This window comes from [Actinomadura] parvosata subsp. kistnae, from assembly GCF_900323885.1.
Lineage (GTDB): Bacteria > Actinomycetota > Actinomycetes > Streptosporangiales > Streptosporangiaceae > Nonomuraea > Nonomuraea composti.
On record NZ_OOHJ01000023.1, the window covers coordinates 303,516 to 322,169 of the forward strand.

The window sequence follows — 18,654 nt, forward strand, 5'->3', positions numbered from 1 at the left end:
AGCAGGCTCAGGGCCTCGGTGTGCAGGCCGTCGCGTCCGGTCCGGCCGCCGACGCCCGCCAGGGGCGCCGTCCGGGACGGGGGACGCCGCTGACGGTGAGCACCTGGTCGAGGACCGCGTCCACCTCCTGGCGCAGCTCGGCCGGATCGACGCCGACGCCCGCTCCGGCGAGGGAGCGTTCGAGCGGGTGCGCTGCGACCAGCTCGCCCTGCAGCGGCCACAGGGCGTCGAGCGCGGCGAGCAGCCGGCGGTGCGACTCCTCGGTGCCCTGGGCCAGTGTGAGGAACCAGCGCCCGGCCCAGTCCCGGTGGTAGGCGACCTCCTTGACGCCCTTGCCCGCCACGGCCGCCAGCACGTGGTCCCGGCTCGTCCGCAGCCGCTCCAGCAACGCCAGGCGCGCCGTGGAGAACAGCAGCAGCCGCACCACGACGTGCGCGAAGTCGCCGTTGGGCACCTCGGCCAGCCGCACGTTCCTGAAGTCGCGGTCGTCGCGGAAGAAGGCGAGCGCGTCCTCCGGCGGCACCGGCGACCCCTCGGGCAGGGCGGGCACGACGGCGGGGTCGGCGGCGGCGGCCCTGGCGAGCAGGAGGCGGGCCTGCCCGAGCAGGTCGAGCGCCATGTTGGCCAGCGCGATGTCCTCCTCCAGGTCGGGGGCGCGGCTGCACCACTCCGACAGGCGCTGCGACATGATGAGGGCGTCGTCGCCGAGCATGAGGCAGTACGCGGCCAGCTCGGCGGGGTCCACGCCGTCGGGCGTCGTGGTGTCGACGCCGGCCAGCGGGTCCTCGAAGTCGGTGCCGAAGGCCCACTGGGAGGAGTCGCCGCCGAGCAGGCCGTCGAAGACGCTGCCGTGTTCGTCGCTCATGGGTTCCTCACATGTGGGGGACGTCGTCGGGAATGTCGTAGAACGTCGGGTGCCGGTAGACCTTGTCGCCGTTCGGCCCGAACAGCGGGTCCTTCTCGTCCGGGCTGGAGGCGGTGATGGCGTCGGCGCGGACGACCCAGATGCTGACGCCCTCGTTGCGGCGGGTGTAGACGTCGCGGGCGTGCCGCAGGGCCATCGTGTCGTCGGGGGCGTGCAGCGACCCGACATGCACGTGGTTGAGCCCGCGCTTGCCGCGGACGAACACCTCGTAGAGCGGCCACTCCCGCCGGTCGGCGCTCATCGGGAGTCCCTGAGCGCGGCCTCGCGGGCGGCGAAGGCGGTGGCGGCCTCGCGGACCCAGGCGCCCTCCTCGTGGGCGGCCCTGCGGTGCGCGAGCCGCTGCGCGTTGCACGGCCCGTCGCCCCGGATGACCGCCGCGAACTCCTGCCAGTCGGGCTCCCCGAAGTCGTAGTGCCCGCGTTCCTCGTTCCAGCGCAGGCCGGGGTCGGGCAGCGTCACGCCCAGCGCCTCGGCCTGCGGGACGGTCATGTCGACGAACTTCTGGCGCAGCTCGTCGTTGGAGTTGCGCTTGATGCCCCACGCCATGGACTGCGCGCTGTTGGGCGACTGCGCGTCCGGCGGCCCGAACATCATCAGCACCGGCCACCAGAACCGGTTCACCGACTCCTGCACCATGGCGCGTTGCTCGTCGGTGCCGCGCATCATCGTCATGAGCAGCTCGTACCCCTGACGCTGGTGGAAGGACTCCTCCTTGCAGATGCGGATCATGGCCCGCCCGTACGGGCCGTAGGAGGTGCGGCAGAGCGGCACCTGGTTGCAGATCGCGGCGCCGTCCACGAGCCAGCCGATCGTGCCGACGTCGGCGTACGACAGGGTCGGGTAGTTGAAGATCGAGGAATATTTCTGCCTGCCGCTGAGCAGCAATTCGGTGAGCTCGGCGCGGGAGACGCCGAGGGTCTCGCACGCGGAGTACAGGTAGAGCCCGTGACCGGCTTCGTCCTGCACCTTGGCCAGCAGGATCGCCTTGCGCCGCAGGGAGGGCGCGCGGCCGATCCAGTTGCCCTCGGGCTGCATCCCGATGATCTCGGAGTGCGCGTGCTGGGCGATCTGGCGGACGAGCGTCTTGCGGTAGGCGTCCGGCATCCAGTCCCGGGGCTCGATCCGGTCGTGGCGGTCGATGGTCGCGTCGAACGCGGCCTGCAGGTCCGGCTCCGCCGGGATCGTCGTCATCTTCCCTCCGAGACACATCGTGCTTATTTACTTATCGCTCGGTCAGTAATACCGTGACACGGGTCGGGGTCTTCGCGCAACAGGTCCCGGGGAAAGGAGACAGCGTGAGCGCGCTGCTGGAGAGCTACGCCGCCGGACGATGGTTCCGCGCGGCAGACGACGGTGAACCGCTGCTCGACGCCGCCACGGGCGAGGAGGTCGCGCGGATCTCCAGCCGGGGGCTGGACGTCGCGGCCATGGTCAGGCACGCCAAGGACACCGGCGGGCCGGCACTGCGATCCCTGACCTTCCACGAGCGGGCGGGCCTGCTCAAGGCGCTGGCCAAGCACCTGCTGGAGCGCAAGGAGGAGCTGTACGCGCTGTCCGTGCGCACCGGCGCCACCGCCCGCGACACGGCCGTCGACGTCGACGGCGGCATCGGCACCCTGTTCAGCTACGGCAGCAAGGGCGTCAGGGAGCTGCCGAACGACACGGTCGTCCTCGACGGCGGGCTGGAGCGGCTGGGCAAGGGCGGCACGTTCGCCGGCCAGCACCTCTACACCTCCCGGCCGGGCGTGGCGGTCCAGATCAACGCCTTCAACTTCCCCGTCTGGGGCATGCTCGAGAAGCTCGGCCCCGCCTTCCTCGCCGGGCTGCCCACGATCGTCAAGCCCGCCAGCCAGACCGCGTACCTGACCGAGCTGGCCGTCCGGTACATCATCGAGTCCGGCATCCTGCCCGAGGGCACCCTCCAGCTGCTCGCCGGGTCGGCGCGCGGGCTGCTCGACGAGCTGACGATCCAGGACTCCGTGGCGTTCACCGGCTCGGCGCACACGGCGGGCATCCTGCGCCGCCACCCCAACGTGCTCGACGGCGGCGTGGCGCTCAACGTCGAGGCCGACTCGCTCAACTGCTCGATCCTCGGCCCCGACGTGCGGCCGGACGATCCGGAGTTCGACCTGTTCGTCAAGGGCGTCGTGACCGAGATGACGGTCAAGGCCGGCCAGAAGTGCACCGCCATCCGCCGGGTGCTCGTGCCCACGGGGCTGGCGGGCCAGGTGGTGGACGCGCTGGCCGACCGCCTCGGCAAGGTGGGCGTCGGCGACCCGCGCAACGACGCCGTCCGGATGGGGCCGCTGGCCAGCCTCGGCCAGCGCGAGGAGGTGCGCAAGGCCGTCGAGGCGCTGCTGGCCGGCTCCGAGGTCGCCTTCGGCGACCCCAAGGGCGCGGCCCTGCTCGACGGCGACCCCGAGCGCGGCGCGTTCATGACGCCGCTCGTGCTGCGCGCCCGGCCGGGGCGGTCGAGCCGCACGACGTGGAGCCGTTCGGGCCGGTGAGCACGGTGATCGGCTACGACGGTCTCGACGACGCGGTGGCGCTGGCCGCCAGGGGCAGGGGCAGCCTCGTGGCCTCCCTCGCCACCCACGACCCCGGCGTGGCCCGCTCCGTCGTGCTCGGGCTTGCGCCGTGGCACGGCCGTGTCCTCGTGCTCGACCGCGACGACGCCAAGGAGTCCACCGGGCACGGCTCCCCGCTGCCCGTCCTCGTGCACGGCGGCCCGGGCGGGCCGGCGGCGGCGAGGAGCTGGGCGGCGTGCGCGGCGTCCTGCACCACATGCAGCGCACCGCCGTCCAGGCGTCGCCCGACCAGCTCACCGCCATCACCGGCCGCTGGACGACCGGCGCCGCCCGCACCGAGTCGCAGGTGCATCCCTTCCGCAAGTCGCTGGCCGAGCTGCGGATCGGCGACACGATCGCCTCCGCGCCGCGCACGGTGTCGCTGGCCGACATCGACCACTTCTCCGAGTTCACCGGCGACACCTTCTACGCGCACACCGACCCCGAGGCCGCCGCGCGCAACCCGCTGTTCGGCGGCATCGTCGCCCACGGCTACCTCGTGGTGTCGCTGGCCGCCGGGCTGTTCGTCGACCCGGCGCCCGGCCCCGTCCTGGCGAACTTCGGCGTCGACTCCCTGCGCTTCCTCACCCCGGTCAAGGCCGGCGACAGCATCGCGGTGACGCTGACCGTCAAGCAGATCACGCCGCGCAGCAACGCCGACTACGGCGAGGTGCGCTGGGACGCCGTCGTCACCAACCAGGACGGCGCGCCGGTCGCCACCTACGACGTGCTCACGCTGGTCGCCAAGACCTGGGACGCGTCGTGAACGGGGCCCCGGTCTCCGTCGAGCGCGACGGCGCCGTGGCCGTCGTGACGCTGAACCGTCCCGAACGCCGCAACGCGCTCGACGGCAAGACCAAGACGGCGCTGCGCGGCGCGCTGGAGGACGTCGCCGCCGACGACGTCCGGGCCGTGCTGCTGACCGGCACGGGCGGCTCGTTCTGCGCGGGGCAGGACCTGGCCGAGCACGCGGCGGCGCTGCGCGAGGACCCCGCGCACGCGTTCGACACGGTCGAGGAGGACTACGCGCCCGTCATCAGGCTGCTGGCCACGATGCCCAAGCCGGTCGTCGCGGCCGTCAACGGCACCTGCGTGGGCGCGGGGCTGGCCCTCGCGCTGGCCTGCGACCTGCGGGTGCTCGCGGAGGACGCGGTCTTCGGTACGGCGTTCAGCGCGATTGGCCTGACCTGCGACTCCGGGCTGTCCTCGATGCTCACCCGGGCGGTGGGGGAGTCGCGGGCCAGGGAGCTCGTCCTGCTCGCCGAGCCGTTCGGCGCGGAGCAGGCGGTCACTTGGGGCATCTCGGGGCGGGTGGTGCCGCGCGACGAGGTCGCGGCGGAGGGCCGGGCGCTGGCGGCCCGGCTCGCGGCCGGGCCGACCGCCGCCTACGCCGAGACCAAGCGGCTCATCGCGCAGTCGTGGGAGCGCGACCTCGGGGCTACGCTGCGGGCCGAGGCCCAGGCGCAGGCGCGCCTGGGCCTGACCGCCGATCACGCGGGGGCGGTGGATGCCTTCCTCGGCAAGCGCAAACCCACCTTCGAGGGCCGCTGACCTCGCCAGGAGGGCAGGGGATCAGTCGCAGTGCTCGAAGGGGCTGGTGTAGGTGCTGCTGCCGATCGAGCCGCCCCACTTGACGCACTGCCCGGGGGCCGACCGGATGACGGGCCCGGCGTAGTAGCCGAAGCTGCCCGAGTTCGTCGTCCTGGTCGAGCCCTGCGGTTCGAGGAAGGCCGACATCGACGACGGCGTGCCGACGTTCGTCGTCTTCAGGGTCACGACGCAGTTGGCGCTGTTGCCGGAGTTGTAGAGCAGGTAGACGCGCCCGCCGGTGAGGGCCGCCGAGTCGATGACGCCGTAGCCGCTGCCGCAGACCTCCTCGGGCGTGTACGGGTTGCCGCCGCACGCGTTGGTGCTCGTGATGGCCTTCTTCTGGCCCAGCGACACGGTGACGCCGTCCACGGTGGGGCTGGTGTCGACGGCGCCGGTGGAGGTGCGCTGCTCGTAGTGCAGGTGCGGGGCCGTGGAGCCGCCGGTGGAGCCGACCGTGCCGATCGCGGTGCCCTGGCCGACGCTCAGGGAGCCGCCGGCGGCGCGCACCATGGTGGCGAGGTGGGCGTAGCGGGTCCGGGTGCCGTCGCTGTGCCGGATCTCGATCCATTTGCCGTAGCTGGTGTTGCCGGCGTCGTAGAAGTACGCGGTGCCGGCGGCCGTGGCGCGCACGGTCTCGCCGTTGATGTCGTCGCCCCCGTAGTCCTGCCAGTCGATGGCGCCCGAGGGACTGTGATCGGGCGTCCAGTTGTTGGCGTAGAACGTCTTTCCGCAGTTGAACGGGCTCTTGTGGCTGGTGGCCAGGGTTTCCACGGGGTCCGCGGACGCGGGCCGCGGCAGCAGCGCGGCGGCGAGGGCGAGGGCCGCGAACAGCGCGGCCTTTCCGATCTTGGGCATGCTTCACCTCGTGCGGGAGGGGGGTGGAGGGTAACGGTCGAACGCCCAATCTCTCCGCCCCCGGTGGAGGGGCGGCTTGATCGTGAAGATATCCTCGAAAGTTCTCTTCATCAATCCCTGATGATTGAAACTTTCCGGCTTCCTCGGTGAGGCTCCGGTGCTCAGGTCTCGATGCCGTGCCGGAGCAGGCGCCAGATCCGCTCGGCGGTGCGCGTGCGCTCGTCGGCCGGGACCTCGGTGAGCATGAGGGCGAGCATGCCGACGGCCAGCACCAGGTCATCGGTGCTCACCTCGGCCCGCACCCGGCCCGCCCGCTGCGCCTCGGCCAGCCCCGACTCCAGCAGCCGCGCCAGCCGGTCGCGCACGGCCAGGATGCGCGGGTCGGGCTGCGGCGGCAGGCTCACCATGGTGACGAACGTGGTCTGCGCGACGGCCTGCTCGGTGACCAGCGCCAGCACCTCGTCGAGCGTGGTGCCCGGCCTGGCCGCCAGCGACTCCAGCTCCGCGACGCTGCCCTCGAAGACGGCCAGCGCGAGGCTGACCCGGTCGGGGAAGTGCCGGTAGAGGCTGCCCTGGCCGACCCCGGCCGCCCGCGCGACCTCGGTGAGCGAGGCGTCGTAACCGGCGGTGGCGAAGGCTTCGCGCGCCGCCGCGATCAGCGCGGCCCGGTTGTGCGCCGCGGCCTTCGGGCCGCGGTTGGGTCGACGGGCAGCGGTCACGACGGCTATGGTACCAACCGGACGATACAGTCCGGTTGCGCCCCGATCGAAAGGACGTTCCTTCACCATGACCTTCGACGACCGTGTCGCCCTCGTGACGGGCGCCGGATCCGGGATCGGCCGCGCCATGGCCGTCGCCTTCGCCAAGGCCGGCGCCCGCGTCGTGGCCTGCGACATCGATCCCGACAGCGCCGCGAGCACCGCCACGGACGTCGGCGGCACCGCCGTCGCCGCCGACATCGGCGACGAGTCCTCGGTGGCCGCGCTGGTCGAGACCGCGATCGGCACGTACGGCCGGATCGACGTGCTGTGCAACAACGCCGGGATCATGGACACCATGGCCCTGCCCGCCGACATCCCCGTCGAGCAGTGGGAGCGCGTCCTGCGCGTGAACCTGACCGGCACGTTCCTCGTCACCCACGCGGTCCTGCCGCACATGCTCGCCCAGGGCGGCGGCGCGATCGTCAACACCGCCTCGGAGGCGGGCATCCGCGGCGGCGCGGCCGGCGCCGCCTACACCGCCTCCAAGCACGGCGTCGTCGGCCTGACCCGCAGCGTGGCCTGGGCCTACGCCAAGGACGGCATCCGCTGCAACGCCATCCTGCCCGGCCCGACCATGACGAACATCGCCAACGGCGCCTCCTTCGACCCCGCCGGCGCCGCCCGCCTCGGCCCCGTGCTCGCCCTGGGGGAGCGCCTGGCCCAGCCCGAGCAGATGGCCGAGGCGGCCCTCTTCCTGGCCTCGGACGCCGCCTCGTTCGTCAACGGCGCGATCGTGCCGGTGGACGGCGGCTGGTCGGCCGCCTGACCGCCCCGCCACCGGGGCGGCGGCCGTCAGGAGCACCCGCCCCCGCCGCCGTCGCCCCCCGAGGACCCGCCGCAGTCGCCCCCCGAGTAACCTCCGCCGTCGCCTCCGGAGTAGCCCCCGCTCATGAAGCCGAAGGACGTGCCGCTCGAGTAGGTGCCGCCGGCGTACGGGCGGCCGGACCGCCGCCGGGCGGGACGCGAGCGGCCGGTCAGCGAGGTGACCATGCTCACGAGAATCACCAGGACCGCGAGCACGAAGAACGCCGCCAGAATCGTCGAGAACGTCAAAGGATCATCCCCCCCGGATAGTCCCAGAACCGCCTTTCACCCAAGGTAGCCACGGCCCCTGACGCCGGCGGGGTTCTGCTCCTTTCGATCAGTCATCGCCGCGGCCGCACGATCCGCGCCCACCACAGGAGCACGGCCGCGCAGACGCAGGCGGTGACGAACCACATCGCGGAGACCGGCGTGCCGCTCCTGAGCCCGAGGACGTCACCGGCCGGCCGGTTGAACCACGTGAGGCCCGTCCAGAACGGTTCGAGGAAGAACACCAGGCCGGCCGCGCCCCCGGCGGCGGTCAGCAGCAGCACGCCCATGGCCGCGCCGGCGGCGACCCGCCCGCCGAGCAGCGCGAGCAGCACCAGCACGGCCGGCCCGCCGACCCCGGCGAACGTCTCCACGGCCCGCCACAGCAGCCCCGCCGTCTCGCCCGCCCACGGCGGCGCCTCCACCCGCGGGGTGAGCCACAACGAGTTGCCCCGCAGCAGGTTGACCGTGGCCGGGGCCAGCAGCATCACGCATGCGGCGAGCCCCGTCCAGGCGAAGAGCCGGGACGGCACGGCCAGCCCGGTGCGCGCGGCGGGCCGCGGCTCCATGACGAGTGCGGGCGGCACGGCCAGCAGCGGCGGGGACGGGGCGGGCCGGGCACCCGGGTCGGCGAGGTCGTGGGCGGAGCGCGCCAGCCAGACTGTCAGCAGGACGTCGAAGACCCAGGAGACGCCGTCCTCGACGTCGCCGAACCCGTCCACGAGCGCGAACAGCAGGACCACCGGCAGGAGCAGGAGCGGCGACAGCAGGTGGGCGACGCCGATCCCGACGGTGGACCGGCGGAAGCGGCCGTCACGCCACTGGGCCACCAGCACCATGGCGAGCCAGTACGGCCCGGCCACCGCGGCGACCCACGTGACCACGGGATCCGACGACGGCCAGAGCCGCCATCCGAACTCGTCGGACACCGTATGGTAGGCCCCGACGAGGTGGGCCAGCACGCCCGAGGCCAGCGCGAGGTCCGCCAGGCGGACGGTGCGCCGCAGCACCGGGCCGAGCAGCAATGCGACGGCGGCCAGCACCAGCGCGTCGGCCACGGCCGGCCACCACGGCCAGTCCGGCAGGAGCGCGTAGAGCAGCGACATGGCCGCCGAGGCGTACATGGCCGTCCGCAGCCACCGGACACCCCGCCCCGGCGCGGGCCGCGCGCCCGCCACCGGCCCGCGCAGGCACTGCCACAGCGCCCACGTCATGACCGCGCCCATGGCCACGAGCACGAGCACGTTCTGCCAGGTCACCGCGGCGTCGCCGGCCTCGTGGAGCAGCGTCAGCCGCCACAGCGGCCCGATGTCCCCGCCGGTGACCGCGAGGACGGCGGTGACGGCGACGGCGGTCGCGTACCCGCCCGCGGCGAGCAGGGCGGGCACGGCTGAGCGGTAGCGGCGCATGGGACTCTTCCAGGGGTCGAAGGGGGCGCCTCACCCTAGCGACCGGCGGCGAAGAAGTCGATCTTGACCTGGGCGCGCTCACACGACCTTCGTGTTGACCTCCGGGAAGTGGCAGGCGGCCGGATGGCCGGTGCCCCGGTCGACCAGGGCGGGCTCCTCGGCGGCGCAGATGTCCTGGGCCTTCCAGCAGCGCGTACGGAACCTGCACCCGCTCGGCGGATCCAGCGGGCTCGGCACCTCGCCGGTGAGGATGATCCGCTGCCTGCGGCGCTCCTCCTCCGGGTTCGCCGTCGGCGCCGCTGACAGCAGCGCCTGCGTGTACGGGTGCACCGGCCGGTCGTAGACGTCGTCCCGCCGCCCGGTCTCGACGATCTTGCCGAGGTACATCACCGCGACCCGGTCGGAGATGTGCCGCACCACCGACAGGTCGTGCGCGATGAAGATGTACGACAGCCCGAACGTGTCCTGGAGGTCCTCCAGCAGGTTGATCACGCCGGCCTGCACCGACACGTCCAGCGCCGACACCGGCTCGTCCAGCACGAGCAGCTTGGGCTCCAGCGCGAGCGCGCGGGCGATGCCGACGCGCTGGCGCTGGCCGCCGGAGAACTCGTGCGGGTACCGGTTGCCGTGCTCCGGGTTGAGCCCGACCAGCTCCAGCAGCTCCGACACCTTGGCCGGGCCGGTGTCGCGCCACCGGTCGTGCACCTTCAGCGGCTCGGCGATGATGTCGTTCACCGGCAGCTTCGGGTTGAGCGAGGCGTACGGGTCCTGGAAGACGATCTGCATGTCGCGGCGCACCGCGCGCATCCGCTTGGGCGCCAGCGTGGTCAGCTCCGTGCCCTCGAAGCGCACCGAGCCCGACGTCGGCTTGTGCAGCTGCAGGATGGCCCGGCCCGTCGTCGACTTGCCGCACCCCGACTCGCCGACCACGCCCAGCGTCTCGCCCTGGTCGACGTGCATGGACACGCCGCTGACCGCCTGGATGTGGCCCGACACCTTGCGCAGGAACCCCGCGCCGCGCACGGGGAAGCTCATCACCAGGTCCTCCACTTCGAGGAGGTGCTGCTGATCGCTCATGTGACGGGCTCACTCTCCGTACGGAACAACGCGGTGGGGTCCGCCACCGCGGCCAGCTGGTCCCAGTGGTGGCAGGCGGCGTAGTGCCCGCCCTCGTCGACCTCTCCGAGCGCGGGCTCCTCCGCGCGGCAGCGGTCCTCGGCCAGCGGGCAGCGCGGCGAGAACGGGCAGCCGGACGGCAGGTTGATCAGGGACGGCGGGGCGCCGCTGATCGGCCGCAGCCGCCCGCCGGACGTCTCCAGGGACGGCATCGAGCCGAGCAGCCCCGCCGTGTACGGCATGCGCGGCCGGTAGAAGATGGTGTCGGTGACGCCGATCTCGACCGGTTTGCCGGCGTACATGACGAGCACGCGGTGCGCGATGCCGGCGACCACGCCGAGGTCGTGCGTGATGAGCACGATCGCGGCGTTGACGGCGTCCTTGACCTCCAGGAGCTTCTCCAGGATCTGCGCCTGGACGGTCACGTCGAGCGCCGTGGTGGGCTCGTCGGCGATGATGACGTCCGGGTTGTTGATGACCGCCATGGCGATCATCGCGCGCTGCCGCATGCCGCCGGAGAACTCGTGCGGGTAGCTGCGCAGCCGCTGCTCGGCCTGCGGGATGCCGACCAGGTCGAGCATCTCCCTGGCGCGGGCGAGCGCCTGCTTGCGCGGCACGAGGTCGTGCGCGAGGACGGCCTCGGCGAGCTGGTCGCCGACGGTGTGCACGGGGTTCAGCGCGGTCATCGGGTCCTGGAAGATCATGGCGATCTTGCGCCCGCGCAGGCCGCGACGCCGGCGGGCGGGCAGCTTCAGCACGTCGTCGCCGCGGTAGAGGATCCGGCCGCGGACGCGGGCGCCGCGGGGGAGCAGCCCCATCACGGCCAGCGACGAGACGGACTTGCCGGAGCCGGACTCGCCGACGATGCCGAGCACCTCGCGCTCGTGCAGGGAGTAGGAGACGCCGCGGACCGCCTGGACGAGCCCGTCCTCGGTGGGGAACTCGACGACCAGGTCCTCCACGCGCAGGATCTCACCGGTCTCGCTGGGGTGATTCGTCATGTCAGGCACGCACCCGGGTCTGTCGGGGGTCGAACGCGTCGCGCAGACCGTCGCCGATGAAGTTGATGGACAGCGCGATCGCGATGATGAACACGCCCGGCCACCAGAACAGCCACGGGCGGGTCGTCATCGCGCTGCGGTAGGTGTCGATGAGCTGGCCGAGCGAGACGTCGGGGGGTTGCACGCCGACGCCGAGGAACGACAGCGCCGACTCCAGCAGCACCGCGTTGGCGATGGCCAGGGTCGCGCTGACGATGATGACGCCCACGGTGTTCGGCAGGATGTGGCGGAAGATGATGCGGCTGGAGGAGGTGCCGAGCGCGCGGGCGGCCTCGACGAACTCCTTCTCGCGCAGCGACAGGAACTCGCCGCGGATGAGCCGGCCCAGCGTCGGCCAGGTCACCAGGCCGATGCAGATGGCCAGGACCACGATGCCGGAGTCGCCGAACGAGCGCCCGACGATGGCGGCGATGATGAGGACGGGGATGGTGATCATCACGTCGGTGAGCCGCATGAGGATCGCTTCAACCTTTTTCCTGAAATATCCGGCGAAGGCGCCGGCCAGCGTGCCCACCGTCGTGGCCACGAACCCGACGATGAACGCCACGATGATCGACTGCTGCGTGCCGCGCATGGTGAGGGCGAAGTAGTCGATGCCGATGTTGTCCTGCCCGAACGGATGCTCGCCCCAGCGCAGCCCCTCGCCGCCCAGGAACTGCGGCACCAGGCTCAGCGTCGGCCGGCCCTGGTCGACCACCGCCCCGGTGGCCAGGTAGCTCTTGTCCCACCAGCCGGGCAGCGGCCCGAACCCGATGGAGCTGAACGCCAGCACGACGATGCCGCCGAAGACCAGCATGCCGATGAGCGCCGCGCGGTGCCGGAAGAACCGGCGCCGGACGAGCTGGGTCTGGGTGCGTGCGACGACGGTCATGCCCTGCGCGGCCCCCGCGGCCTGCGCGCTGATCGCCATGGGTGGTTCTCCTGAGTGATCGGTGAACTGCGAGCTCACGACAGCCTGATCCGGGGGTCGAGGTAGGCGTAGATGATGTCGGCGAGCATGTTGAACAGCACGATCGCGCTGCCCGAGACGATGAAGAACGCCATCACCGGAGCCGGGTCCACCTGCTGGAGCCCCCTGAGGAACAGGCTGCCCATGCCCTGCCAGCCGAAGACGTTCTCCGTCACGATCGCGCCGCCGATCACGCCCGCGAAGTCGAAGGCCATCAGCGTGGTGATCGGGATCATCCCGTTGCGGAAGGCGTGCTTGGTGACCACCGTCCGCTCGGGCAGGCCCTTGGCCCGCGCGGTGCGCACGTAGTCGAGGTTCATCACCTCGAGCATGCTGGAGCGGCTGTAGCGCGTGTAGGTGGCCAGCGAGATCAGGATCAGCGCCATGGTGGGCAGCAGCAGGTGACCCGCCACGTCCAGGTTGGTCTGCCAGAAGTCGCCCTTGAAGTTGGGGGTGCTGGAGCCGATCGTGGCGATCGGGCGGCCCCGTACGTAGTCGCTGTAGTCGGCGAATCCGCGCAGCATGCGGTCGAGGAAGGTCAGGCCCGCCGTGACCAGCCCCGTCAGGACGGCGGCGAGGATCGCCTGGCGGCGCAGCAGCCCGCCGAGTGCGTAGCCGAGCCCGGCGCAGACGGCCACCGTCAGCAGCGCCAGGCCGAAGATCTCCAGCCAGCTCGGGTCGGCCAGCACCGGATCCAGCACCTGCGACAGGATCACGCCGATCCCCGCGGCCGAGAGCGCGGCGTAGAGCGGGTCGCGGTGGCGCAGCCCGGAGATCAGGGCGGTGACGCCGACCGCCGTGCCGCCCGCCAGGACCGCCAGGCCGACCACGCCGATGCCCGGATCGGCGAACCAGCGGGTGGCCGACAGCAGCGTCAGCGTCACGGCCGTCGCGGCGGCGCCGAGCGCGAACGCGGCCAGCCGCGCCCGCCGCCCGCCCACGAGGACGGCGGCCCAGATCAGCCCGCCGACCAGGGAGGCGACGGCGATGACGGTGGGCGGGATGACGGGGTCACGCAGCCAGTCGTTGAACTCGATCGCGATGTACTGCTTGAGCATCACCGCCACCCAGAACAGCGGGAGCGAGAAGCAGACGAACGCGGTGAAGGTGACCGAGTAGTCGAAGGTGCTGTACTGGCGCAGCGCGGAGACGATGCCCACGATGACGCCGATGACGACCGCGAGCACGGTCGCGGCCACGACGAGCTGGAGCGTGGCCGACAGGGCGTTGCCGAGCAGGACCGAGACGTCCTGGCCGTCCCGGTTGACGCCGAGGTCGCCGCGGAACAGGTTGCCGAGCCAGCTCAGGTACCTGAGCGGCAGGGGAACGTCGAGGTTCATCCGCTCGATCCGGTCGGCGATCTTCCTGTCCCGGTCGGGGCCCGGCAGCTCCCGCAGGTCCTCCAGCGGGTCGCCCGCGAGCGCCGTCAACGCGTAGATGACCATGGTGGCCGCCAGGAGCACGAAGAAGGAGACGATCAGTCTTCGCGCGATGAAGGCGATCACTCTTATCCCCCTTGGTTCATGTGTGGTGCTGGCGCAGGGCGGAGGACGCGCGCGCCCTCCGCCCCGCGCCGGTGTTCCAGAGTGATCGGGCGGCTACTGGGCCAGGGCCCACTTGTCCATGTTCCAGGTCACGGACGACTGCGCCGGGTTCGGCACGACGTTCTGCAGCTTCTCGTCCCACGCGAGCATGTTCGGGTGGGCGAACAGGGGGATGGTGGCCAGGTCCGACCAGAGCACCTTCTCGATCTCGGCGATGATCGCCGGGTGCTTGGTCTTGTCGATCTCGGCGTTCAGCTTCTTGATCAGCTCGTCGACCTGCTTGTTGGAGTAGCAGCCGTTGTTGTTCTCCTTGCCGGCCTCGCTGCACTCCTTGGCCGTGGTGTACGTCGAGCTCCAGCCGCTCACCTCGGCCGAGCCGGTCCAGGCGAACAGCGCCACGTCGTAGGTGTTGGTGGCCAGGGGGCCGCCGGCCTCGAAGAACTTCTCGTCGCCGGCGTCAGTGATCTTGAAGCCGGCCTTGTTGCAGGAGTCGGCGATGAGCTGCACCTCCTGCGTACGGCGCGGGTTCGGCAGGTTGTGGCCGATCTTGACTTCCATGCCGACCTTGCCGGCCTTCTCCAGCAGCGCCTTGGCGCCCTCGATGTCCGGCTGGGCGTAGGCCTCGGAGCCGCTGCCCTGGGAGACGGTGGCGTAGTCGGCCTCGAACGGCAGCACGTTGCGCACCTGCAGCACCTGCGCCTGCGGCGCGAGCGGCTTGATCAGGTTGTCCACGATGAGCTGCCTGGGCACGCACTTGGCGAACGCCTCACGCAGCGTCTTGTCCTTGAACGGGCTGCTGTCGAAGTTGAAGTCGAGGTGCTCGTAGGTGTAGGCGTCACCCGTCTTCACCGTCACGCCCTGCATGCCCTGGAGCTGGGCGAGCAGGTCGGGGTTCGGCTGCGGCTCGATCAGGTTGACCTCGCGGTTCTGCAGGGCCTGGGCCTGCTCCTCCTGCGAGATCACGCGCATGACCACGGTCGGCGTGGCCGGCTTGGCGCCCCACCACTTGTCGTTGGCCGAGAGGGTCAGCGACTGGCCGGGCTGCATGGCGGAGATCTTGTACGGGCCGGAGGCGGGGAAGAGCGACATGTCCTTGATGCCGCCCTCGATGACCCAGCCCTCGTTGTAGAACTTGATCACCGCTTCGAGCTTCTTGGCGTCCCCCGCCTGCACGGCGGCGATGAAGTCGGCCTCGCTCATGCCCGCGGCCTTGTACGCCACGTGCGCCGGCAGCACGTCGGCGGCGCCGGGGCCGTTGCTCTCCCAGTCGGCGAACGGCTCGGAGTACTGGAAGGAGAACTTCTTGTCGCCCGCCTTGCACGCCGGGGCCTTGACGAGCTCGACGCCGGTGGTGCCGTCGACCTGGAAGCCCTTGATCTTGCCGGACTTGGCCGCCCAGTACAGCAGCGCGTCGTCACAGTCGATGGGGTTGCCGTCGGACCACACGGCCTTGGCGTTGAACTCGTAGTCCACCGTCAGCGGGTCGTCGGAGGTCTTCGTGTACGTGCCGAAGTCCTTGTCCGGGGTCACCACGCCGTTCTCGCCGTAGTACCAGAAGCCGAGCAGCACCCGCTGCATGGCGGTGCTGTTGACCAGGTTGTTCACGGCGATGCTGTTGTAGGAGTTGAACTCCTGCTCGCCGGCGTAGGTGATGGTCTGCCCCGAAGCGGCGCCCCCCGTGGCCGAGGCCGACGGCTTGCTCGCCTCGTTGCCGCTCTGGCCGCAAGCGGACAGCAGAAGCGCGCCTGCTGTCACCGCCGTGAGGAATGTCCCAAGTCTCCGCCTATGGGTCACGACAGCTCTCCTTTGTGTCCGAACTAGGGTCAGCGCTGCTGGTTAATGCGCAACAGGATCATCGGCCAACGTTTCGGACAAATAGCCGCGTCCACACTGTTGCGAACTTGAGATCGATGGCTGTCCGATCTGTAATCAGATGTCAGGGAAATCCACTTTTCGCTGTCCACACTGTAGACAGACCCAGGCTCGGTGTGCCAGGGTTTGCGCAAAAGCCGTCGCAGCGGTGGAAACCCTGCTGAGGGGGCTTTTGGGTGCTCTTAAGGGCGTGGCGAAAGGCGGTCTTTCGTGCTCTTGATAAGGCGTCTTTCCGGCGCTGTCGCGCGCCCGCGCCATTCCTTGGATCCGCGCGCGCCGGACGCGCCGCTCCCCACAACGTGATCAAGCCCAATCCGCTCGGCGGACCTGCCGCCCTTTCGGCCGCGCTTCGGGCGATCACTATTAAGCAATTCAGCCTGGCACCGCTCCGTAATTGAGCGGGCCTTTCCCGGTCGCTCGTAACCGCGTATCGACCCTTGGGCGAATGACGTCCGTGCCGCCCCTAGGGCCCGACGGTCAGGCGGACGGTCACCATGTCACCCACGACGAGCCCCTCCGCCCTGCGCACCCCCGCCTTCACCGGCACGAGATAGCGCCCGTCCTTCGGGAACATCGACGTCTTCCACCGCGTCTCCCGGATCTGCGCGGTCACCGGGATCATGCCCCAGCCGTAGCTCACCGAGGCGGCCACGGCCTCCACGTCCTGGCACTCCTCGTCGGGGACGGTGATGAAATGCCACGGCGCGGGGCCCCGCCAGTACCACATCTCGCCGCTGAACTCGATGTTCACGGCCACAGGATAGGGCCGGGCGGGCGCTCAGGGCATCGCCGGCCGTCGCGCTCGGTCGTTCACCTGACCAGCAGGAGGACCAGCAGCAGCGCGGCCAGGACCGCCATCACGGCACCCAGGACCGGCCCGGACACCCGCCCCCGCCGTCGCCGCCCCTCGACAGCCCCGCCTGCCTCGCGGACAGCGCGTCCTCCCAGTCGCCGAGCGTGTCCCGCTCGGTGAACCGACGGATGACCAGCAGCAGGAACGGCAACGCCACCCCCGCCATCGCGAGCGCGGTACCGATCACCCGGTCGGGAGTGGCCGTCGCCATCCGGACCCCGCCGACGACCAGGACGACCGCCAGGCCGAGCGGCACGACGGAGTGCCGGGTCAGGTTCATCATCAGCGCGGCCCTGAGCGCGCCCAGCGCCACGGACAGCGGCCGGATCCCTGCCTCCGCCGCCCCGTCACCGTCGGCCAGCCACTGCTCCAGGTAACGCTCGCGCCGCGCCTTCCCCGGCAGGATCGCCGCGGCGGTGACGATGACGCCTCGTACCAGCGGATTCACCTCAAACCCCCGGATGGGGGAGTGGCCGGCTCATCGGATCCTGCGCGACGGCGGGCTTGGCGACGGCCCGCCGCGCGGCGGGCAGGGCATCCCCCTTGAGCCGATAGAGCCGCCGCCGCGGCCCCTCCCGAACGAAGTCGTCCTCCCAGGTGGAAACCACCCACCCGCTGCGCTCCAGCCGATCCAGCACGAGGTAGACCGTCCCGGGAGAGCGCCCGCTGGCCTTGACGATCTCCATCGCCCAGCGCGGGTCGAGATCGGCCATCAGCGCCTCGATCACGTCCACGACGGCCGGTGTGATCATCGGCAACGGCTGCATGATCACACTCTACGACCGGAACGCGGCCGGCGCGGCGGCGCCGCACGGCGATCGCACGTCAGGCGGCCCGGCACCGTGCGCCCTGCCCTCCTCGTCACTCGTCCGGCTCGCCGCTCGGCCGCTTCTCGTGAGCCGCGATGAGCGTGTCGATCTGGACGCTGAGGCGGGCGCCCAGGGGCCAGCCGATGTAGTGGGTGAGGAAGATGGCGATCTCGCGCAGCTCGGCGGGGGTGAGGTCGGCGTTGCGGAGCGCGGCCGGGATCTGGATGTCGAGGACGTCGTTCAGGCCCCTGGCGGCCAGGGCGCCCAGGAGCAGCAGGCGCCGGTCGCGCATCGATAGGCCGGGGCGGCACCAGATGTCGGCGAACAGGTGGTCCACCGTGATGCCGAAGAAGTCGCCGGGGCCGTCGTGCACCTCCCAGCCGTAGACCTGGCCCATCATCTCCAGGCCGCGCCGCCGCCTGTCGTCCGTCATGGCCGCTCCTCGAGGCCGAGGTCGGCGGCCAGCCGCTGGTGGGCGAGCCTGGCCAGCGGGGCGTCGACGCCGAGCTCGGCGGCCAGGTCGAGGGCGAGGGAGAGGTCCTTGTCGCCGAGGGCGAGGACGTGGCTCATGATCTCGTGGAGCGGGTCGCCGGGAGGCAGCGGGGCCAGGGTGTCGCGGATCATGAGGGCGCCCGGGCCGCCGGTGACGGCGTCGGAGTGGCGGACGATCCGGCCCAGGGCCGTGAGCGGGATCCCGGCCGCCGCGGCCAGGCGTTGCGCCTCGGCGGCGGCGGCGAAGGAGACGAAGTGCAGCAGGTTGCGGGCCAGCTTGGCGCGGGTGCCCGCCCCGACCGGGCCCATGTGCAGGACCAGCCCCGCCCAGGCGGCGAACGCCTCCTTCACCCGCGCGAACGCCGCCTCGCTGGCGCCCACCATGACCGCCAGCGTGCCCGCCGCCGCCCCGATGAAGCCGCCGCTGACGGGCGCGTCCACGACCTCCACCCCGTACGGCCGCGCGGTCTCGGCCAGCTCGGTCGCCGTGTCGGCGCGGATGGTGGAGTGGACGGCGATGATCGTGCCGGTGGCGCTCGCGGGGATCAGCTCGGCGGCGACCTTGTTCACCTGGGCGTCGTCGCGGACCATGAGCGAGATGAGGTCGGCGCGGGCCACGTCGGCCAGGCGCGCGGCGGCCAGCGCGCCCCGCTCGACCAGGGGTGTCATCGCCTCCGGCCGGACGTCGTAGACGATCAGGCCGGGGCCGGCTAGGCGCCCCGCCATCGGGCCGCCGATCTGGCCGAGGCCGACGAAGCCGTACATCATGGGCCTCCGTCC

Annotated in this window: 19 protein-coding genes and 1 pseudogene; 3 read left to right on the forward strand and 17 right to left on the reverse strand. The window is 71.5% G+C overall.

Features of this window, described 5'->3' with window-relative positions; all coding sequences use genetic code 11:
- Nucleotides 1-7: 7 nt before the first annotated feature.
- The 3 genes from paaC to paaA are packed head-to-tail and all read right to left on the reverse strand — an operon-like array spanning nucleotide 8 to nucleotide 2,116.
- Nucleotides 8-865 carry a 1,2-phenylacetyl-CoA epoxidase subunit PaaC gene (gene paaC / locus KIS93_RS52845; RefSeq protein WP_246005497.1) on the reverse strand — a complete coding sequence of 286 codons (858 nt, stop codon included), beginning with the start codon at nucleotides 863-865 and terminating at the stop codon, nucleotides 8-10.
- Between the two features lie 7 nt (nucleotides 866-872).
- On the reverse strand, nucleotides 873-1,166 hold the full coding sequence (gene paaB / locus KIS93_RS52850) for a 1,2-phenylacetyl-CoA epoxidase subunit PaaB (protein ID WP_080037512.1): 294 nt from the start codon (nucleotides 1,164-1,166) through the stop codon (nucleotides 873-875).
- The gene (gene paaA, locus KIS93_RS52855; RefSeq protein ID WP_080037513.1) at nucleotides 1,163-2,116 is read right to left on the reverse strand and encodes a 1,2-phenylacetyl-CoA epoxidase subunit PaaA; all 954 of its coding nucleotides are present in this window, start codon (nucleotides 2,114-2,116) and stop codon (nucleotides 1,163-1,165) included. Before paaA ends, paaB begins: the two co-directional genes overlap by 4 nt.
- Before the next feature lie 104 nt (nucleotides 2,117-2,220).
- Between paaA and paaZ the strand changes: the two are divergent.
- Together paaZ and KIS93_RS52865 are read left to right on the forward strand one after the other, a co-directional pair.
- Nucleotides 2,221-4,258: pseudogene (gene paaZ / locus KIS93_RS52860) on the forward strand (phenylacetic acid degradation bifunctional protein PaaZ).
- The gene (locus KIS93_RS52865) at nucleotides 4,255-5,043 is read left to right on the forward strand and encodes an enoyl-CoA hydratase/isomerase family protein (protein ID WP_222107978.1); all 789 of its coding nucleotides are present in this window, start codon (nucleotides 4,255-4,257) and stop codon (nucleotides 5,041-5,043) included. Before paaZ ends, KIS93_RS52865 begins: the two are co-directional and overlap by 4 nt.
- A gap of 21 nt (nucleotides 5,044-5,064) precedes the next feature.
- On the opposite strand, the gene KIS93_RS52870 is transcribed toward KIS93_RS52865, so the two are convergent.
- On the reverse strand, nucleotides 5,065-5,937 hold the full coding sequence (locus KIS93_RS52870; protein WP_080037515.1) for a M23 family metallopeptidase: 873 nt from the start codon (nucleotides 5,935-5,937) through the stop codon (nucleotides 5,065-5,067).
- 161 nt (nucleotides 5,938-6,098) lie between these two features.
- A complete protein-coding gene (locus KIS93_RS52875; protein ID WP_155126693.1) occupies nucleotides 6,099-6,656 on the reverse strand; it encodes a TetR/AcrR family transcriptional regulator in 558 nt (185 codons plus the stop codon).
- A 67-nt stretch (nucleotides 6,657-6,723) separates the two neighbouring features.
- On the opposite strand from KIS93_RS52875, the gene KIS93_RS52880 reads away from it, so the two are divergent.
- The gene (locus KIS93_RS52880) at nucleotides 6,724-7,464 is read left to right on the forward strand and encodes an SDR family NAD(P)-dependent oxidoreductase (protein ID WP_080037517.1); all 741 of its coding nucleotides are present in this window, start codon (nucleotides 6,724-6,726) and stop codon (nucleotides 7,462-7,464) included.
- A gap of 26 nt (nucleotides 7,465-7,490) precedes the next feature.
- Here the strand turns inward: KIS93_RS52880 and KIS93_RS52885 are convergent, their stop codons facing one another.
- From KIS93_RS52885 to KIS93_RS52940, 12 genes are all read right to left on the reverse strand, one after another.
- Complete coding sequence (locus KIS93_RS52885) at nucleotides 7,491-7,751, reverse strand: hypothetical protein (protein WP_080037518.1); 261 nt, start codon at nucleotides 7,749-7,751, stop codon at nucleotides 7,491-7,493.
- A 92-nt stretch (nucleotides 7,752-7,843) separates the two neighbouring features.
- A complete protein-coding gene (locus KIS93_RS52890) occupies nucleotides 7,844-9,178 on the reverse strand; it encodes a hypothetical protein (RefSeq protein WP_080037519.1) in 1,335 nt (444 codons plus the stop codon).
- Nucleotides 9,179-9,256: 78 nt separating this feature from the next.
- Nucleotides 9,257-10,255, reverse strand: coding sequence for an ABC transporter ATP-binding protein (locus KIS93_RS68565; protein ID WP_080037520.1), 999 nt, complete (start codon nucleotides 10,253-10,255; stop codon nucleotides 9,257-9,259).
- Nucleotides 10,252-11,295 carry an ABC transporter ATP-binding protein gene (locus tag KIS93_RS68570; RefSeq protein WP_080037521.1) on the reverse strand — a complete coding sequence of 348 codons (1,044 nt, stop codon included), beginning with the start codon at nucleotides 11,293-11,295 and terminating at the stop codon, nucleotides 10,252-10,254. Before KIS93_RS68570 ends, KIS93_RS68565 begins: the two co-directional genes overlap by 4 nt.
- Nucleotide 11,296: 1 nt before the next feature.
- Nucleotides 11,297-12,265 (reverse strand): ABC transporter permease, encoded by a 969-nt coding sequence (locus KIS93_RS52905; protein WP_080037522.1) that lies wholly within the window; start codon nucleotides 12,263-12,265, stop codon nucleotides 11,297-11,299.
- A 35-nt stretch (nucleotides 12,266-12,300) separates the two neighbouring features.
- Nucleotides 12,301-13,809 (reverse strand): ABC transporter permease, encoded by a 1,509-nt coding sequence (locus tag KIS93_RS52910; RefSeq protein ID WP_080037523.1) that lies wholly within the window; start codon nucleotides 13,807-13,809, stop codon nucleotides 12,301-12,303.
- Nucleotides 13,810-13,902: 93 nt separating this feature from the next.
- Nucleotides 13,903-15,603, reverse strand: a complete 1,701-nt coding sequence (locus KIS93_RS52915; RefSeq protein ID WP_246005498.1) for an ABC transporter family substrate-binding protein — start codon at nucleotides 15,601-15,603, stop codon at nucleotides 13,903-13,905.
- A gap of 580 nt (nucleotides 15,604-16,183) precedes the next feature.
- Nucleotides 16,184-16,471 (reverse strand): DUF1905 domain-containing protein, encoded by a 288-nt coding sequence (locus tag KIS93_RS52920; protein ID WP_080046571.1) that lies wholly within the window; start codon nucleotides 16,469-16,471, stop codon nucleotides 16,184-16,186.
- Nucleotides 16,472-16,577: 106 nt separating this feature from the next.
- Nucleotides 16,578-17,021 carry a hypothetical protein gene (locus KIS93_RS52925; protein WP_186404961.1) on the reverse strand — a complete coding sequence of 148 codons (444 nt, stop codon included), beginning with the start codon at nucleotides 17,019-17,021 and terminating at the stop codon, nucleotides 16,578-16,580.
- 1 nt (nucleotide 17,022) lies between these two features.
- Nucleotides 17,023-17,340 (reverse strand): PadR family transcriptional regulator, encoded by a 318-nt coding sequence (locus KIS93_RS52930; RefSeq protein ID WP_080037525.1) that lies wholly within the window; start codon nucleotides 17,338-17,340, stop codon nucleotides 17,023-17,025.
- A 94-nt stretch (nucleotides 17,341-17,434) separates the two neighbouring features.
- Nucleotides 17,435-17,815 carry a carboxymuconolactone decarboxylase family protein gene (locus tag KIS93_RS52935; RefSeq protein WP_080037526.1) on the reverse strand — a complete coding sequence of 127 codons (381 nt, stop codon included), beginning with the start codon at nucleotides 17,813-17,815 and terminating at the stop codon, nucleotides 17,435-17,437.
- Nucleotides 17,812-18,642 (reverse strand): NAD(P)-dependent oxidoreductase, encoded by an 831-nt coding sequence (locus KIS93_RS52940; RefSeq protein WP_222107979.1) that lies wholly within the window; start codon nucleotides 18,640-18,642, stop codon nucleotides 17,812-17,814. Before KIS93_RS52940 ends, KIS93_RS52935 begins: the two co-directional genes overlap by 4 nt.
- Between the last annotated feature and the right edge of the window lie 12 nt (nucleotides 18,643-18,654).

Excerpts from the sequence above, each read along its gene's own strand:
- KIS93_RS52940 (WP_222107979.1), bottom strand. The coding sequence starts at position 18,642 with ATGATGTACGGCTTCGTCGGCCTCGGCCAGATCGGCGGCCCGATGGCG.
- paaC (WP_246005497.1), bottom strand. The coding sequence starts at position 865 with ATGAGCGACGAACACGGCAGCGTCTTCGACGGCCTGCTCGGCGGCGAC.
- KIS93_RS68565 (WP_080037520.1), bottom strand. The coding sequence starts at position 10,255 with ATGAGCGATCAGCAGCACCTCCTCGAAGTGGAGGACCTGGTGATGAGC.
- paaA (WP_080037513.1), bottom strand. The coding sequence starts at position 2,116 with ATGACGACGATCCCGGCGGAGCCGGACCTGCAGGCCGCGTTCGACGCG.
- KIS93_RS52935 (WP_080037526.1), bottom strand. The coding sequence starts at position 17,815 with ATGACGGACGACAGGCGGCGGCGCGGCCTGGAGATGATGGGCCAGGTC.
- paaB (WP_080037512.1), bottom strand. The coding sequence starts at position 1,166 with ATGAGCGCCGACCGGCGGGAGTGGCCGCTCTACGAGGTGTTCGTCCGC.
- KIS93_RS52930 (WP_080037525.1), bottom strand. The coding sequence starts at position 17,340 with ATGCAGCCGTTGCCGATGATCACACCGGCCGTCGTGGACGTGATCGAG.
- KIS93_RS52870 (WP_080037515.1), bottom strand. The coding sequence starts at position 5,937 with ATGCCCAAGATCGGAAAGGCCGCGCTGTTCGCGGCCCTCGCCCTCGCC.
- KIS93_RS52880 (WP_080037517.1), top strand. The coding sequence starts at position 6,724 with ATGACCTTCGACGACCGTGTCGCCCTCGTGACGGGCGCCGGATCCGGG.
- KIS93_RS68570 (WP_080037521.1), bottom strand. The coding sequence starts at position 11,295 with ATGACGAATCACCCCAGCGAGACCGGTGAGATCCTGCGCGTGGAGGAC.
- KIS93_RS52890 (WP_080037519.1), bottom strand. The coding sequence starts at position 9,178 with ATGCGCCGCTACCGCTCAGCCGTGCCCGCCCTGCTCGCCGCGGGCGGG.
- KIS93_RS52905 (WP_080037522.1), bottom strand. The coding sequence starts at position 12,265 with ATGGCGATCAGCGCGCAGGCCGCGGGGGCCGCGCAGGGCATGACCGTC.